Genomic DNA, 15,764 nt, shown 5'->3' on the forward strand with positions numbered 1-15,764 from the left:
AGCCCCAAGCCTACCGTCCGGCGGCACCGGTGAAGGTGAGCCACAGCAGGACCAGGTTCAGCGCCACTACCAGGATCACGCTGACGACGGCGGCCACCCGCAGGGTCATGCCGTCCGCGAACCGGCCCATCAGCGGCTTGCTGCTGGTCAGCACCACGAGCGGGACCAGCACGAACGGAATCCCGAAGCTGAGCACAACCTGGCTGAGCACCAGCCCCCAGGTGGGGTCGAAGCCGACGGCCAGCAGGACGACGGCGGGGACCAGGGTCAGCACCCGTCGCGTCATCAGCGGAATGCGGATCTTGAGCAGGCCCTGCATGATGGTTCCGCCGGCGTAGCAGCCCACCGAGGTGGAGGCCAGGCCGGAGGCAAGCAGGCCGACGGCGAAGACCACGCCGACCACCGGGCCGAGGTTGGCTGTGATGGCGGCGTGGGCACCCTCGATCGTGTCCGTGCCGTCTTCACCGCCCAGCGTGGACGCGGCCAGCAGCAGCATTCCGATGTTGACGATGCCGGCGACGGCCAGCGCCGCGACGACGTCCCAGCGCGTGGCTTTGATCAGCCGGGCAATGGCGTGCGGCGGGACATGCAGATGCGGATCCGGGCGGTGCCGGTCCCGGGAGAGCGCCGAGTGGACGTAGATGGCGTGCGGCATCACCGTGGCACCGAGCATGCTCGCGGCCAGCAGCACCGTGTCCGGGCCCTGGAAGCCAGGCACAAGCCCGGCCACGAACCCGCCCGGATCCGGCGGGCTGATGAACAGTCCGGCCAGGAACCCGACGGTGATGATGCCCAGCAGGAACATGATGACGAACTCGAAGGGGCGCTGCTGGTTGCGGCTCTGCACGGCGAGCAGGGCCATCGAAATGCCGCCCACAATGACGGCGCCGAGGGGGAGCGGAAGGCCGAAGAGCAGGTACAAGGCCACCGCGCCGCCCACCACCTCGGCGAGGTCGGTGGCTGCGGCCACAATCTCGGCCTGGACCCAGAAGGCGCGGCGCCAGGCCGGCCGGAGCCGCTCGCCGAGGATCTCCGGGAGGCTCTTGCCGGTGACGATGCCGAGCTTGGCGGACTGGTACTGGACCAGCACCGCCATGACGTTGGCGGCGACGAGGACCCAGACGAGCAGATAACCGTACTGTGCCCCGGCCGTCAGGTTGGCGGCGACGTTGCCGGGGTCCACATAGGCGATGGCAGCCACGAACGCCGGGCCGAGCAGGCCCAGCAAAGCCCGGCGGCTACCCCTGATCCTGCGGGCAGGCGGTTTCCCCGCGGGCAGGGGTTCGTGTCCGGCTACGTCCAGCACTGCGGGCTCCCAAGAAGTTCCTGAGTGCCTACAAATATAAGTTAGGCACACCGAAATAATAGGCGCCGCGGCGTGGTCAGTGCAATGCGGGAACCTCAGGCTTTGACGGCACGCCAGCTTTGCGTCAGGTAGGGAAGCGGCAGGAGCTGCCCGGCAGTGTGTCCTAGGTGCTCGTGCAGGTACCAGTCGAGGTTAGCGAGCACCTTGGCCCTGGTGCTCTCGCCTGCCCGCAGGTAGTAGCTGCGGGATTTGGTCAGTTCCATGACGTCCTGCGTGGTTACTGGATCCTCCCAGCGGGTGAGATGACTCTCCAGCCCGATGAATTCCGGTCCCAGCGGCGGCGTGAAGTGGGGCTTGTGGACGTCCCCCGCATGCATGATCCGGGACAGCCTGTGCACCCAGGGGACCGAGGTGTCGAGCTGGTTCCAGATCAGGCCGAGAACGCCGTGCGGCCGCAGGATCCGAGCCGCCTCGGTACTGGCCAGCAGGGGATCGCACCAGTGCCAGGCCTGGGCCACCGTGACCAGGTCGAAGGCCCCCGAAGCCAGCCCGGTGTGTTCGGCGGTACCCTCGACGGCGGCGACTTCCGGGAGGGCGCGGCGCAGCTGGTCGAGCATGTCCGGGGACGGATCGACGGCCACGGTCCTGAGCCCCCGTTGGACCAGGAGCGCCGTGAACTTACCGGTCCCGGCGCCCAGGTCGGCGGCGTCGTGGGCCCCGGCCGGGATCAGCCAATCGGCCGAATCCGCCGGATAGCCGGGCCGGACCCGGTCGTAGTGCTCGCCGCCGTCCTGGAAGCTCTGCCCGAGCTCCCGCCGCCGCTGGTGCTGCAGTTTTGGGCCACCCTGCAGTCCGGGGTGGTGCAGTTTGGGGCCGCCGCGTGCCACGTGCGATCTCCTTCGGCAGCTCTGGTGCGTACCTGTCGAATTTACCGCACGCGGCCCGGGCTGCGCTGCCGGTCAGTCGACGGAGCAGGGGGCTGCGCCAGCGGTGCCAGGCGTGTTCGGCGCCCAGTGCGGATAGCTGCGCGTGTCGTTGGCCGGCACCCAGCGTCCGGCGTCCACGACGTAGTCCCAGCCCAGGCCGTTCCGCCGCAGCTCCTGGAGCCCGGCGAGCAGCCGCTGCGCGTCGTTGAGCCGTGAGCCGAGGCCGAAGCTGGCCCGGAGCGAACCGGCGGGCAGGCCGAGCCGTTTTAGCAGCGGGTGGGCGCAGAACCGGCCGTCGCGCAGGCCTATGCCGTGCTCCGCGGACAGGTATGCGGCGACCAGGCCTGCGTCGTAACCGGCGACCGAGAAGTTGACCACGCCGATCGTCCCGGGGCCGCCTTCCCGGCCGGTGTCCTCGAAGATGTGGTGGACCGTTACGCCGTCGATCCGCTCCAGCCCCTCGACCAGGAAGGAACGGATGGCGTCCTCGTGGGCGTGCCACTGCTGCTCGTCCAGCGCCTCGATAACCTGGCTGGCGCGGGCCAGCGCGGCCGCGCCCAGGACATTGGGGGAGCCGCCCTCGTGGCGGGCCGGCCCGGTGGTCCAGCTGACGGCGTCGAGTCGTGCGTCCCGTACTGCGCCGCCGCCAGCCAAGTGCGGGGTGCCGGCGTCCAGCCAGTCCGGCCGGCCCACCAGCACGCCGGCGCCGAACGGGGCGTAGAGCTTGTGGCCGGAGAAGGCGAGGTAGTCGACGTCGTCCGCGGCGATGTTGATGCGGCGGTGCGGGGCCAACTGGGCCGCATCGACGGCGATCCGGGCGCCGAATTCGTGCGCCAGCGCGGCCAGCTCACGGATCGGCAGGATTTCGCCGGTGACGTTGGACGCGCCGGTCACGGCGAGCAGGCTTACTCCGCCGAGGGCGAGTTCCGCCCGGAGCCGCTCCACGGTGCCGGCCAGGGTGGGCGCCGCGACGACGCTGCGGTGCGGGACGTTTTGCCAGGGCAGCAGGTTGGCGTGGTGCTCGATGTCGAGGTAAAGCACCTCGCCGGTGTGTCGGCCGTCGTCGACGGGCAGGCAGCCGGCCAGCAGGTTCAGTGCGTCGGTGGTGTTCCGGGTGAAGATCACGGAGTCATCCGGACGGCCGCCGACGAACCCGCGGACGATGTTCCGGGCGTTTTCGTACACCGAGGTACTCAGTTGGGAGGCGTAGCCGGCGCCGCGGTGCACGCTGGCGTAGTACGGCAGGATCTCGTTCAGGTAGGCGGACACCACGGACAGCGCCGGGGCGGAGGCTCCGTAGTCCAGGTTGGCGTACCGGACCTGGCCGCCCTGGATCAGGGGGGCCAGGATTTCGGCGCCGGAAACCGCGGACAGTGGCCGGCGGGCGGCGTCGAAGCGTGCGTCGGTGAACTCCGGGCCGCCGGCGCTGGTGGTGTGGGTGGGGATGGTGGCAGTCGTCATGGGACCTCGCTCGAAAAGGACCCCGCACACAGGGGATCCGCGCTTGCCGGGTCCGCTCCGGACCGGCCAGGTCGTCACCCGGGGCACCCCGCCGCGAATGGAGGGTTGCCGGCCAGCAAACCGGGGTTTTGCGCTGGCACTCGTGACCTGCTTCGAGCCTAGGACATGGCCGGTCGCACGGAAAAGGGAGGGCGGAATATGAAGCGTAGTGTTACGGGCTGCCTCGGGCGTGGCCGGCTAGAGCAGGTCGTCGAGGCCCGGGTTGAGGCGCTTGAGGACTTCGGAGTGCAGGATCGAGTTGGTCGCCAGCGCGTTGCCGCCGAAGGGGCCGTCCTCTCCCTCGAGCGAGGTGAAGCGGCCGCCGGCCTCCGTCACGATCGGGACCAGCGCCGCCATGTCGTAGAGGTTGAGTTCGGGCTCGCAGGCGATGTCGACGGCGCCTTCGGCCACGAGGCAGTAGGACCAGAAATCGCCGTAGGCGCGGGTACGCCAGACCTCCTCGGTGAGTCCGAGGAACTCGTCGAGGTTGCCGCGCTGCTTCCAGCCGCCGAGGCTCGAATAGGACAGTGACGCATCGGCGAGCCGGGAGACGTTGGAGACCCGCAGCCGGGTCGCGGCGGCCAGTGAGCGGCCCATGTAGGCGCCGGCGCCCTTTGCGGCCCACCAGCGCTTGCCCAGTGCGGGGGCGCTGACGACGCCCACCACGGGTTCGCCTTCGTCGACGAGGGCGATCAGGGTGGCCCAGACCGGGACGCCGCGGACGAAATTCTTGGTGCCGTCGATCGGGTCGATGATCCAGCGGCGCGAACCGTGGCCGGAGCTGCCGAACTCCTCGCCCAGGACGGCGTCGCGCGGGCGGGAGCGGGACAGCTGCCCGCGGATGGCTTCCTCGGCGGACTTGTCCGCGTCGGTGACGGGGGTCAGGTCCGGCTTCGTCTCGATCCGAAGGTCGAGCGCCTTGAAGCGGCTCATGGTCTGGGAATCTACGGAATCTGCCAGTACATGGGCAAGGCGCAGGTCATCGTTGTAGCTCGAAGCTGGTTGGCTCATGCTTCCAAACTACCGTCAAAACGCGCCGCGGACCGGGAGGCCACGTCGCTGCCGCCAAGTAGACGCGGCTATGAGACGCTGCCGAGTTCCTTGGTGTCCTGCGCTTCCAGCCGCGGATCGGTGCCCAGCAGCCGGCGCAGCGACGCGAGCCGGGCCGGGCCGGACGGGCCCGCGTGGCCGCCCTGCACCCAGGCGTCCACGCCGCAATTGACGGCGGTGGCGTCGTGCTTGCAGCCCCGCTCGCAGTCATCGGTGCCGGGCGCCAGGTCCGGGAAGGAACGCAGGATCCTGTCCGGGTCCACATGGGCCAGGCCGAAGGAGCGGATGCCCGGGGTGTCGATGATCCAGCTGCCCGCAGGCGCATCGCTGACCTTCAGCGCCAGCGCGGAGGAGGAGGTGTGGCGGCCGCGGCCGGTGACCGCGTTGACGCCGCCGGTGGCCCGTTCGGCGCCGGTGAGTGCGTTCACCATGGTGGATTTGCCGACGCCGGAGTGGCCCAGCATGACGGTGACCTTCCCGTCGAGGTAGTCCCGCAGCTGCGACACGGCGGCCTTGTCCAGCCGGGCGGACAGGCCGTCATCGGAGCGGGCGTCGATGCCGGAGGCGGCCGAATCCGCGGTTTTGGAGATGATCACCGGGAAATCCAGGTGCTGGTAGTTGGCCAGCAGCTCGGCGGGGTCCTTGACGTCGGCCTTGGTGACGAGCAGCAGCGGTTCGATGCCGGCGTCGTAGGCGGCCACCAGAGCGCGGTCGATGAAGCCGGTGCGGGGTTCCGGGTTGGCTGCGGCCACGACAACGACGAGCTGGTCGGCGTTGGCGACGACGGCGCGTTCGATCGGGTCCGTGTCGTCCGCGCTGCGGCGCAACAGCGTCCTGCGGTCCTGGATCTTGACCAGCCGGGCCAGGGTGTCGGGTTCGCCGCTGACGTCCCCGACGAGCGAGACGAAGTCCCCGGCAACTACGGGGTTGCGGCGCAGCTCCCTGGCCCGCGCCGCGATGATCTTGCGTTCGTCGGCGGTGCCCTCGCCGACGACGGCGGTGTAGCGTCCGCGGTCCACGGTGACGATCCGGCCGGTGACGGCGTCGTCGTAGCTGGGCCGGTCCTTGGTGCGGGGGCGGGAGCCCTTTTTGTTGGGGCGGATCCGGACGTCGGATTCGTCCCAGGAGTCAGTGCTGCGTGCCACCGGCGGCGTCCTTGTCTGCGGTGCTTGCCTGGCTGAGCATGGCCCCCCACAGCTGCGGGAAGCCGGGCATGGTCTTGGCCGTGGTGGCGATGTCCTCGACCTCCACGTCCGGGACGGCGAGACCGAGGATTGCGCCCGCGGTGGCCATGCGGTGGTCCGCGTAGCTGTGCACGACGCCGCCGTGCAGCTTCGCCGGCCTAATGATGAGTCCGTCGGGGGTCTCTTCGGCGTCCCCGCCAAGGCGGTTGATTTCCGCGACGAGGGCGGCAAGCCGGTCGGTTTCGTGGCCCCGGAGGTGGGCGATGCCGCTCAGCCGGGAGGGGCCGGTGGCCAGGGCACAGAGGGCTGCCACGGTCGGGGCGAGTTCGCTGGTTTCGTCAAAGTCGCCGCCCTTGATCTCCGGGCCGCCGCTCACGGTCAGGGTGCCGTGCTCCAGCGTCACGGTGGCGCCCATGGTGGCCAGGATGCCGCGCCAGAGATCGCCGACCTGGGTGGTCCCGGCCGGCCAGTTGGGGATCCGCACGGTTCCGCGGGTGGCGAGGGCCGCGGCGAGAAACGGCCCGGCATTGGAGAGGTCCTGTTCGATCCGCTGGTCGAAGGCGCGGATCGGGCCGGGGGAAATAACCCAGTGGTTCGGCACCGAGTCATCGACCGCCACGCCCACGCCGCGCAGCACGGCGACCGTCATGTTGATGTGGTCCAGGCTCGGTACGGGCTTTCCCACGTGTTCGAGGTGGAGTCCCTCGGTAAAGCGGGCTCCCGCGAGCAGCAGGGCGGAAACGAACTGCGACGAGGCGCTGGCGTCGATGACGAGGTGGCCGCCGCGGACTTCTCCCGTTCCCTGGACGGAAAACGGCAACGACGACGCCGGTCCGCCGTCGGGGGCGCTAACGGCGACGCCGAGACCGGTCAGTGCCTCGATGATGGTGCCCATCGGCCGGTTTCGGGCGTGGGGATCGCCGTCGAATGCTGAGCGGCCGCGGTGCAGCGCGGCGACCGGAGGCACGAAGCGCATCACCGTGCCGGCCAGGCCGCAGTCGATTGAGGTGTCCGCGGCAGCGGCATCCGGGGCGATGGGGGTGATGTCCAGGTCCGGGCCGTAGGCGCCGTCGCCGGGCACTTCGGTGATGGTGGCCCCCAGCTGCCGGAGGGCCTCGATCATCAGGGCCGAGTCCCGGGAGTGCAGCGGAGCACGGAGCTTGGACGGCCCGTCCGCGAGGGCGGCCAAGATCAGGTACCGGTTAGTCAGGGACTTGGAGCCGGGAACGGTGACGGTGGCGTCGACGGGACGCTCGGCGAAGGGCGCACGCCAATGCGGACCGCCGCCGGCCGGAAGGGAAGGGGCTGCAGCGGTGGGGGTGGTGCCAGTCATTGCCGTCTTAGGCCCCGACAGCGTGGTCGACGGCCTTGCGGACCGCCTTGTCAGCCTTCTTCAGCTTCTTGCCGGTGGTCTTCCGGGCGTCCGCGGCGAGGTGTGCGGTGGTCTTCCGGGCGTCGGCGGCGAGGTGCTCTGCACGCCAGGCCAGGCTCGGCTTGCCCGCGGTGTCCACGGAAGCCAGCAGCACCCCGCCGGTCAGTGAGACGTTCTTCAGCAGCTGCTTGCGCCGGGCGTCGCGGCCTTCCTTGGACGAGATGTCCGCGCTGCGCCATTCAACGTAGCCATTGAGCGCCGAGATCACAGCGAGCACGGTGGCGGCCAGGCGGGAGGCCTTGCCGAGGGCCAGGCACACGCCGGCACCCACCTGGGTGCCGCCGATCACGCGGGCCAGGACTTTCTCGTCGGCCTGGAAGGGGAGGGACTCAGCCGCGCGGCGCAGCAGGGGAGACAGCTGTGTCGCAGTGTCATCCGCATTCTTTAGCTTGTCCATGCCTGCGAGCACGAAACTGGAGGCGAGCATGGGGCGGGCGAGAAAGCGGACAAAGGACATGAATTTCCTCCTGGATGGACGAACCGCGGACGCTGTGCGGGAGAACCGGTTCTAGTCTTGCACTTTTGCGGAATATTTGCCCGTTGTGCGGGGTTGTGCATGACAGATTCCAGCCGAAATGGGGGCGGGAAAACCAGCGCAATAACTATGGGCACGGCCGGTCATCCGGCCAGTGCAGGAAGGCGGAGGTTTGGTTCTGGTTAAAGAATCCGGGCTGCTGGATGAAGCCGCCGCGGACCCGTGGGCCGCGGCCCTGACGGGGGCTTTGAGCACCCGCCGGAAGGTGACAGTAGACTTGAACGCAATGAGCACCATGGATCCGGCCGTTGCGGCCATGCACGAGGTTGCCGGAAACGACGACGCCAAGCCCACCAAGGCAGCCGCCGCCAGTAGTACGGCGCAGGCGACAGCCGCGGACGAGGCCATCGCGGAACGAACAGCCGTGGAAACCGTAGCGGCGGACGGCACCGGCCAGCCGCTGGACACGACTGCCGAGACCACCGACGAGCGCCGCATCCGCTTCGAGCGCGACGCGATGCAGTACGTCGACCAGCTTTACTCCGCGGCCATGCGGATGGCGCGGAATCCCGCCGACGCCGAGGACCTCGTCCAGGAGGCGTACACGAAGGCGTTTTCCGCCTTCCACCAGTACAAGCCCGGAACGAACCTCAAGGCATGGCTGTACCGGATCCTCACCAACACGTACATCAACCTGTACCGCAAGCGCCAGCGTGAACCGCTGCAGTCGAACTCGGACACCATCGAGGACTGGCAGTTGGCCCGCGCCGAGTCGCACACCTCGACCGGCCTGCGCTCGGCGGAGGCTGAAGCGCTGGACCATCTGCCGGACTCGGACGTAAAACGGGCCCTGCAGTCGATCCCGGAGGAGTTCCGGCTCGCCGTCTACTTCGCCGACGTCGAGGGCTTCGCGTACAAGGAAATTTCAGACATCATGAACACCCCGATCGGGACCGTCATGTCCCGGCTGCACCGCGGCCGGAGAATGCTGCGGGACATGCTGGCCGACTACGCGGCCGAGCGGGGATTCAAAGCCGCGGGCGATCCCGCCGCAGCGGCCGAAAGCAACAATCAGGAGAACAGGAAATGAGCGACTGCCAGGGACTGGGCGACTGCGATGACACCCGGATGCAGCGCATCTACGAGTACCTCGACGGGGCCCTGACACACGACGACATCGCCGAGATCAAGGACCACCTCGACGAGTGCCCCGAGTGCCACGAGCAGTATGACCTCGAGTGCGTCATCCGCGTGATGGTAAAGCGCTCCTGCACGGAGGCCGCGCCCGAGAATCTCAAGAATTCCATCCTCGACCGGATCCACTCGATCCGCGCGGTTGAGGCCGACGCGGAGGCCTGAGCGCCGCCGGGCCCCGCGAAGGACCAAGAAACAGCGAAAGACCCCGGGAACCGTGAGGTTTCCGGGGTCTTTCGCTTAAAGCTTGATATCCAAGCCTTGGCTTAGGCGTTGGGGCGCTTACCGTGGTTCGCGCCGCCACGCTTACGGTCACGACGTTTACGTGCACGTTTGCTCATAGCTGGCCTCCTTAATCTTGGTACTCAAAAGAGCTGCCCTCAAGTCTCCCACATTGGCGGACCCGCCGCGAACCGGGCGGCCGCCGTCGTGCGGCTCAGCCCTCCAGTGAGTTCCGGATGGAGATCCGGGCCTGGTCCAGGACCGTCTTGACGGTTTCAAGGGTGACTGGGGTGACCGGCCGGGCTCCGGCGTGGCGGCGCAGCTCGACCCGCATATCGTCCCGGAAGGACTGCACCAGCATTTCGGCCTCCCGCAGCCTGCGGTCGCTTTCCTTGGAGTAGCGCGCCCCGGCTGGGGAGGCGGCACTGCGGGCCGTGGAGCGGGCCGCCTCGGCCGTGGCGGCAAGGTCCGCGCGCAGCCCCTGCATGTTCACCCGGATGTCCTGCCGCAGCTTGTCGGCCAGTCGCCGGACGGAGGCGGAAATGTCGTCCTCCACGTCGGCCAGCTCCTCCCGCCGCCTGTTGAGTTCCACCAAGCCGGCCGGGGTGATGCTGTAGTTGGTGCGCCGGCCCTCGGTGTGCGTGGCGACGAGCCCCTCCTCCTCCAGCTTGGCGAGCCGCGGATAGATGGTCCCGGCGCTGGGGGAGTACGTGCCGCCGAAGCGGTCGCTGAGTGCCTTGATCAGCTCGTAGCCGTGCTTGGGGCCGGACTCCAGCAGGGCCAGCAGGTACAGCCGCAGCGCGCCGTGGGCGAAGACGGGCGGCATCACAGCCCCGCTTCGGTGTCCGTGCTGGGCTGGCGGTGGAAGATCGAGGTCTTCCCCGATACCGAGTTGGTCCGGACCAGCATGAGCTTGGCATCGGGACCGGCGATGGTCTGCACGGATCCGCCGGGCTGGGCGTACCGCTGGTCGTCGATCACCACCGCGCCGCTGGCCGACTTCGCGATGATGTCCACGCCGACGTCGTGCGGCAGCCGGATGGTGACATCGCCGGAGACCGAGTTGGCGCCGAAGTCCTGGGTGAAGCCGTGCAGGTCGAAGCTCAGGTCCCCGCTGACGGTGTTGGCGCGGATGTTGCTGAATTCGCCAGAGGCGGTGACTTCGCCGGAGACGCTCTTGGCGGTCAGGACGCCGTGGTGGTTGCGGGCGATCACCTCGCCGCTGACGGTGCTGACGGCCAGTTCGCCCGCGGTGCCGTCGGCCAGCACCGAGCCGGAGACGGTGTTCAGCCGGGTGTGCCCGGTGAGGCCGGAGACCATGCCGTCGCCGCTGACAGTGCCGGCCTCGACGTCCACGCCGGCCGGCAGGGCAATGCTGATGACCACGCTGTTGCTTGAGTTGTTGTTGACCGTGCCCATCAGGTTCTTGAACCAGCCCTGCGGGCCGTGGAGCTGGTGGCGCACCTCCAGGCGGCCCTCGGTGAGGCTGATCGCCAGCGGATCGCCGTCGACCTCGGAGACCTCGATCCGGGCCACGTCCTCGTCGTGGGTGACAACGTCGAAGCGGCCGCGGACAATGCCGAGCTTGAGCGAGCGGACGCCGTCGACGTCGATCGTCTGGGGACCCGTAACGGTCCACGAATTCTGTTCCATGCTTCCTCCGGATGCGGGCGGGTGCGATCAGGCGAGCCTCGGTGCTTGCGATATATCGCGACTATGGAAACACGATATATCGCGCCCCCTGAGCGGTCAAGATATATCGCGACAGAATCTTCCGTGGTCCGCCGGGCGGGACCGGACGGGCGGCGGCCTACTCCGGCGCGTCGATCCCCAGCCACTGGAACCAGCCGCGGTGCAGCACGAGCCAGGCCATCAGTCCGTAACCGGCCTGGCCCGGCGTTCCGCCGTTGGCCGCGAGGTCCTGGCGCCACTGCTCGTGGTTCAGCAGCGGCGAGAAGGTGTCCACGTACAGGTGCTTGCGGCGCGTGGTGACATCGGCGAAGGCGGTGTTGAGCTCGCCCAGTCGGCGGTTCTGGGCGGGGTCCAGGGTCGGCGGCGGCCCGACGACGAAGACCTCGATCTTGTTCTGCGAAGCGGAGTCAAGGATATTGGCGAGGTTGAGCCGGCTGCGGGCCGTGGAGAGGCCGAACTCGATGTCCCGCCCGGACAAGCCGATCACCAGGCGGTTCTCGTGCTGCGGGCCGAACCGGCGGCCGGCTTCCTCGAGCCAGCGCTCAGCCAACCCTTCGGTGCCTTCCTGCGGGCACGGCAGCGAGTAGCTTTCCAGGCTGAGCCCGTCGTGGGGAGTGCGGGCGAGCACCCGTCCCAGCCAGCCCAGTGCCCGGGGGTCACCCAGGCCGGCCAGCAACTCATCTCCAACGGCTGCGATCCGCAGCTTCCGATCTTCCACGACTACCTCTTCATTCCCAATGCCGGTTCAAAGCCTTAAACGAAGCTGCCCGGCCGGAGTCGTGGTGTTCCACCTCCGGCCGGGCAGCCTGGTCTTACTTACGTGCGAATGCCTGCTTGAGCAGGGCATCCTGCTCGGCTGCGTGGCGCTTCATCGAACCTGCCGCGGTCGAAGCCGAGGCCGGCCGGGAGACGAGGCGCACGCGCCGGTCCAGCGCATCCGGCAGGTTCAGGCCGATGAACGGCCACGGTCCCTGGTTGGCGGGCTCGTCCTGGGCCCAGACAACGTCGGCGTTCGGGTACTTGGCCAGCTCGGCGGCGATTTCCGCTGCGGGCAGCGGGTAGAGCTGTTCGACCCGGATGATCGCAGTCGTCGTGTCGCCGGTCTTCTGCCGGGTGGACAGCAGGTCGTAGTACAGGCGGCCGGAGACCAGCAGGACGCGTTCGACGGCGTCGGCCTGCAGCTGCTCGTGCTCGGGGATGACCGGGCGGAAGGTGCCCGTGGTGAAGTCTTCCACCGAGGACGCGGCAGCCTTGAGGCGCAGGAGCTGCTTCGGGGTGAAAATGATCAGCGGCTTGCGCGGCCTGCTGTACGCCTGGCGGCGGAGCAGGTGGAAGTGCGAGGCCGGCGTCGTGGGGTTGGCCACGATCATGTTCTCCTCAGCGCAGAGCTGCAGGAAGCGTTCGATCCGTGCCGAGGAGTGGTCCGGGCCCTGGCCCTCGTAGCCGTGCGGCAGCATGAGCACCAGCGACGAGCGCTGGCCCCACTTCTGCTCGGCCGAGGAGATGAACTCATCGATGATGGTCTGCGCGCCGTTGACGAAGTCACCGAACTGCGCTTCCCAGAGCACCAGCGCGTCCGGGCGCTCGACGGAGTAGCCGTATTCGAAGCCCATGGCCGCGTATTCGGACAGGAGCGAGTCGTAGATCCAGAGCTTGGCCTGGTCGTCGGAGAGGTGGGCCAGCGGCATCCACTCGTCGCCGTTGGCGCGGTCGTGGAAGACGGCGTGGCGCTGCACGAAGGTGCCGCGGCGCGAGTCCTGGCCGGCGAGCCGGACCGGGACGCCCTCCATGCTGAGCGAGCCGAAGGCCGCGAGTTCGCCGAAGCCCCAGTCGATGCCGCCTTCGCGGGACATCTGCTCACGCTTCTCGAGCAGCTGCTTGAGCTTGGCGTGCACCGTGAAGCCCTCGGGGAATTGGACGTGCGCCTTGCCGATCCGGGCCAGCATCTCGGTGGAGATCGCGGTGGATTCCGGGGCGCTGATGCCCGAGTCGGATTGCTGGGCGGAGGGCCGTTCCAGATCGGACACCGCGGCGGAATCTGCGGTGATGATCGGGATCGGGGACGTCTGCGCGGCGTGGGTCTCGGCGAAGACGCGCTCGAGGCGTTCCTGGTAGTCGCGGAGCAGCTGCTCTGCTTCTTCCTCGGTGATGTCGCCGCGGCCGATCAGCGACTCGGTGTAGAGCTTGCGGACCGAACGCTTGGCCTCGATCAGGTTGTACATCAGCGGCTGCGTCATCGAGGGGTCGTCGCCCTCGTTGTGGCCGCGGCGGCGGTAGCAGACCATGTCGATGACAACGTCCTTGTGGAACCGCTGGCGGAACTCGTAGGCGAGCTGGCCGATGCGGACTACTGCCTCCGGGTCGTCGCCGTTCACGTGGAACACCGGCGCCTGGATCATCTTGGCGACGTCCGTGGAGTAGGTGGAGGAACGCGACGAGGACGGCGCCGTGGTGAAGCCGACCTGGTTGTTGACCACTACGTGGATGGTGCCGCCGGTGCGGTAGCCGCGCAGCTGGGAGAGGTTGAGCGTTTCCGCCACAACGCCCTGGCCGGCGAAGGCGGCGTCACCGTGGACCATGATCGGCAGCACGGGGAAGGCCTCGCCCGCGTCCAGGCGGTCCTGCTTGGCGCGGACGATGCCTTCGAGGACGGAGTCCACGGCCTCGAGGTGCGAGGGGTTGGCGGCGAGGTAGACCTTGGTCTCCTTGCCGTTGTCCGAGGTGAAGGTGCCCTCGGTGCCGAGGTGGTACTTCACATCGCCCGAGCCCTGCACGGAGCGCGGATCCTGGGTGCCCTCGAATTCGCGGAAGACCTGGGCGTAGGTCTTGCCGGCGATGTTGGTGAGCACGTTGAGGCGGCCGCGGTGGGCCATGCCGATGGCTACTTCGTCGAGTTCGTCGTCGGCGGCGTCAGAGATGATGGCGTCCAGCAGCGGGATCAGCGACTCGCCGCCCTCGAGCGAGAAGCGCTTCTGGCCGACGAACTTCGTCTGAAGGAAGGTCTCGAAAGCCTCCGCCGCGTTGAGCTTGGAGACGATCCGGAGCTGTTCGTCACGGCTCGGCTTGGAGTAGGGGTGCTCCAGCTGGTCCTGGAACCACTTGCGCTCTTCGGGATCCTGGATGTGCATGTACTCGATGCCCGTGGTGCGGCAGTACGCGTCGCGGAGCACACCGAGGATGTCGCGGAACTTCAGCATCGGCTTGCCGCCGAAGCCGCCGGTGGGCCATTCACGGTCCAGGTCCCACAGCGTCAGGCCGTAAGTCAGGACGTCGAGGTCCGGGTGCTTGCGCTGCACGTACTCGAGCGGATCGGTGTCCGCCATGAGGTGGCCGCGGACGCGGTAGGAGTGGATGAGCTGCTGGATCCGGGCGACCTTGTTGATCTCGTCCGCCGGGTCCACCTGCAGGTCCGGGCTCCAGCGCACGGGCTCGTACGGGATGCGCAGGGATTCGAAAATCTCGTCGTAGAAGTTCTGCGCGCCGAGCAGGAGCTGATGCACGAGCTTGAGGAACTCGCCGCTGCCGGCACCCTGGATGACGCGGTGGTCATAGGTGGAGGTCAGGGTGAGGACCTTGCTGATGGCGTTGTGCGCGATGATCTTCTCGCTGGCGCCCTGGAACTCGGCCGGGTAGTCGAGGGCGCCGACGCCGATGATGGCGGCCTGGCCCTTGGAGAGGCGGGGGACCGAGTGCACGGTGCCGATGCCGCCGGGGTTGGTCAGCGAGACCGTGGTGCCCGAGTGGTCGTCCGCGGTCAGCTTGCCGTTGCGGGCGCGCTTGATCAGGTCCTCGTAGGTGTGCCAGAACTCAGAGAAGTTGAGGGTCTCAGCCTTCTTGATGTTCGGCACCATGAGCAGGCGGGTGCCGTCCGGCTTGGGCATGTCGATGGCGATGCCGAAGTTCACGTGCGCGGGCTGCACGGCCACGGGCTTGCCGTCGACGACGTCGTAGTAGACGTTCATGGAGGGGAACTGGGCCAGTGCCCGGATGACGGCGTAGCCGATCAGGTGCGTGAAGGAGACCTTGCCGCCTCGGGCGCGGGCGAGGTTGGAGTTGATGACCACGCGGTTGTCGATCAGCAGCTTGGCGGGGATGGCCCGGACGCTCGTCGCGGTGGGGACCTCCAGGCTGGTGACCATGTTGGCCGCGATGGCTTTCGCCGGGCCGCGCAGCACGGAGACGACGTCTTCTTCCGGCGCGGTGGGGGCCTTGACGTTCTTGGGCAGCTGGGCCGGGATGGGGGTGCCGGCGCCGGGCTCGGCGGTCTTCGAACCGTCGCGGGCGACGGTGGCCGGCGCCTTCTGGGCTGCGGCGGGAGCGGGCGCAGCGGCAGGGGCCGGGGCGGCGGCCGGGGCAGCAGGGGCTGCCGGTGCCGAGGCTGCGGGAGCAGACGCAGCGGACGGTGCTACGACCGGAAGCTCACGGGTGGAAGGGTGCGCGGCGGCCGTTGCCGAGGCGCCGTTGGTCGAAGAACCGTCGCTGGCATCGAAGGACTCGAAAAGCGGCCACCACTTGGCGTCTACCGTGTTCTTGTCCTGCTGGTACCGCTCGTACAGTTCGTCAACGAGCCACTCGTTTCCGCCAAATTCCTCGGGTAGACGGTGGCTAGGCTGCTCTGGCACTTGAAATACGCCTCTTCCATGAGTTTGATTCCCGCTGGTTTCCACGGTGCCGCAGCACGTCAATCGAACCAGTTCTCCGCGTCCAGTGAACCCAGACCTTTGCCAGTCTAGTGACGATTCCGGCCAAACCGCCAATAAGGGTGACTCAAATCATCCACGAG

14 protein-coding genes and 1 riboswitch are annotated in these 15,764 nt (G+C 68.4%); of the genes, 2 read left to right on the forward strand and 12 right to left on the reverse strand.

The features are described 5' to 3' along the window. Positions 1 to 10 precede the first annotated feature (10 nt). From AC1DB8_RS04405 to AC1DB8_RS04435, 7 genes are all read right to left on the reverse strand, one after another. Positions 11 to 1,306 carry an Nramp family divalent metal transporter gene (locus tag AC1DB8_RS04405; protein ID WP_441417306.1) on the reverse strand — a complete coding sequence of 432 codons (1,296 nt, stop codon included), beginning with the start codon at positions 1,304 to 1,306 and terminating at the stop codon, positions 11 to 13. A 95-nt stretch (positions 1,307 to 1,401) separates the two neighbouring features. Beyond that, entirely contained in the window at positions 1,402 to 2,193 is a 792-nt protein-coding gene (locus AC1DB8_RS04410) for a class I SAM-dependent methyltransferase (RefSeq protein ID WP_441417307.1), read from the reverse strand. Between the two features lie 72 nt (positions 2,194 to 2,265). Further along, the gene (locus AC1DB8_RS04415; protein ID WP_441417308.1) at positions 2,266 to 3,693 is read right to left on the reverse strand and encodes an aminotransferase class V-fold PLP-dependent enzyme; all 1,428 of its coding nucleotides are present in this window, start codon (positions 3,691 to 3,693) and stop codon (positions 2,266 to 2,268) included. 34 nt (positions 3,694 to 3,727) lie between these two features. Continuing rightward, a riboswitch (SAM riboswitch) is annotated at positions 3,728 to 3,841 on the reverse strand. 89 nt (positions 3,842 to 3,930) lie between these two features. Next, positions 3,931 to 4,743, reverse strand: a complete 813-nt coding sequence (hisN, locus tag AC1DB8_RS04420) for a histidinol-phosphatase (protein WP_175321887.1) — start codon at positions 4,741 to 4,743, stop codon at positions 3,931 to 3,933. A 68-nt stretch (positions 4,744 to 4,811) separates the two neighbouring features. Next, the gene (gene rsgA, locus AC1DB8_RS04425) at positions 4,812 to 5,927 is read right to left on the reverse strand and encodes a ribosome small subunit-dependent GTPase A (protein WP_441417309.1); all 1,116 of its coding nucleotides are present in this window, start codon (positions 5,925 to 5,927) and stop codon (positions 4,812 to 4,814) included. Beyond that, complete coding sequence (gene aroA / locus AC1DB8_RS04430; RefSeq protein WP_441417310.1) at positions 5,911 to 7,299, reverse strand: 3-phosphoshikimate 1-carboxyvinyltransferase; 1,389 nt, start codon at positions 7,297 to 7,299, stop codon at positions 5,911 to 5,913. The genes rsgA and aroA overlap by 17 nt, the downstream gene beginning before the upstream one ends. Positions 7,300 to 7,306: 7 nt before the next feature. Continuing rightward, positions 7,307 to 7,855 (reverse strand): DoxX family protein, encoded by a 549-nt coding sequence (locus AC1DB8_RS04435; protein ID WP_441417311.1) that lies wholly within the window; start codon positions 7,853 to 7,855, stop codon positions 7,307 to 7,309. Between the two features lie 190 nt (positions 7,856 to 8,045). Here AC1DB8_RS04435 and AC1DB8_RS04440 point away from each other — a divergent pair, with 190 nt between their 5' ends. Beyond that, positions 8,046 to 8,963, forward strand: a complete 918-nt coding sequence (locus AC1DB8_RS04440; protein WP_441417312.1) for a sigma-70 family RNA polymerase sigma factor — start codon at positions 8,046 to 8,048, stop codon at positions 8,961 to 8,963. After that, positions 8,960 to 9,232: a mycothiol system anti-sigma-R factor gene (gene rsrA, locus AC1DB8_RS04445; protein WP_441417313.1), complete on the forward strand. Its 273-nt coding sequence runs from the start codon at positions 8,960 to 8,962 to the stop codon at positions 9,230 to 9,232. The genes AC1DB8_RS04440 and rsrA overlap by 4 nt, the downstream gene beginning before the upstream one ends. Before the next feature lie 101 nt (positions 9,233 to 9,333). On the opposite strand, the gene AC1DB8_RS04450 is transcribed toward rsrA, so the two are convergent. The 5 genes from AC1DB8_RS04450 to AC1DB8_RS04470 form a co-directional block, all read right to left on the reverse strand. Then, complete coding sequence (locus AC1DB8_RS04450) at positions 9,334 to 9,408, reverse strand: 50S ribosomal protein bL37 (RefSeq protein ID WP_104061284.1); 75 nt, start codon at positions 9,406 to 9,408, stop codon at positions 9,334 to 9,336. A gap of 95 nt (positions 9,409 to 9,503) precedes the next feature. Further along, positions 9,504 to 10,115, reverse strand: coding sequence for a PadR family transcriptional regulator (locus tag AC1DB8_RS04455; protein WP_441417857.1), 612 nt, complete (start codon positions 10,113 to 10,115; stop codon positions 9,504 to 9,506). Next, positions 10,115 to 10,942 carry a DUF4097 family beta strand repeat-containing protein gene (locus tag AC1DB8_RS04460; protein WP_441417314.1) on the reverse strand — a complete coding sequence of 276 codons (828 nt, stop codon included), beginning with the start codon at positions 10,940 to 10,942 and terminating at the stop codon, positions 10,115 to 10,117. The genes AC1DB8_RS04455 and AC1DB8_RS04460 overlap by 1 nt, the downstream gene beginning before the upstream one ends. A 157-nt stretch (positions 10,943 to 11,099) precedes the next feature. Further along, positions 11,100 to 11,699 (reverse strand): GDSL-type esterase/lipase family protein, encoded by a 600-nt coding sequence (locus AC1DB8_RS04465; protein WP_441417315.1) that lies wholly within the window; start codon positions 11,697 to 11,699, stop codon positions 11,100 to 11,102. A 94-nt stretch (positions 11,700 to 11,793) separates the two neighbouring features. Continuing rightward, on the reverse strand, positions 11,794 to 15,603 hold the full coding sequence (locus AC1DB8_RS04470) for a multifunctional oxoglutarate decarboxylase/oxoglutarate dehydrogenase thiamine pyrophosphate-binding subunit/dihydrolipoyllysine-residue succinyltransferase subunit (protein WP_476892273.1): 3,810 nt from the start codon (positions 15,601 to 15,603) through the stop codon (positions 11,794 to 11,796). Positions 15,604 to 15,764 lie beyond the last annotated feature (161 nt).

It is taken from the genome of Arthrobacter sp. 10N410, from assembly GCF_056394945.1.

What these genes read in the sequence shown, in the direction of transcription:
- AC1DB8_RS04455 (WP_441417857.1), bottom strand. Translation starts at nt 10,115, where the DNA reads ATGCCGCCCGTCTTCGCCCACGGCGCGCTGCGGCTGTACCTGCTGGCC.
- AC1DB8_RS04435 (WP_441417311.1), bottom strand. Translation starts at nt 7,855, where the DNA reads ATGTCCTTTGTCCGCTTTCTCGCCCGCCCCATGCTCGCCTCCAGTTTC.
- aroA (WP_441417310.1), bottom strand. Translation starts at nt 7,299, where the DNA reads ATGACTGGCACCACCCCCACCGCTGCAGCCCCTTCCCTTCCGGCCGGC.
- AC1DB8_RS04415 (WP_441417308.1), bottom strand. Translation starts at nt 3,693, where the DNA reads ATGACGACTGCCACCATCCCCACCCACACCACCAGCGCCGGCGGCCCG.
- AC1DB8_RS04460 (WP_441417314.1), bottom strand. Translation starts at nt 10,942, where the DNA reads ATGGAACAGAATTCGTGGACCGTTACGGGTCCCCAGACGATCGACGTC.
- rsrA (WP_441417313.1), top strand. Translation starts at nt 8,960, where the DNA reads ATGAGCGACTGCCAGGGACTGGGCGACTGCGATGACACCCGGATGCAG.
- hisN (WP_175321887.1), bottom strand. Translation starts at nt 4,743, where the DNA reads ATGAGCCAACCAGCTTCGAGCTACAACGATGACCTGCGCCTTGCCCAT.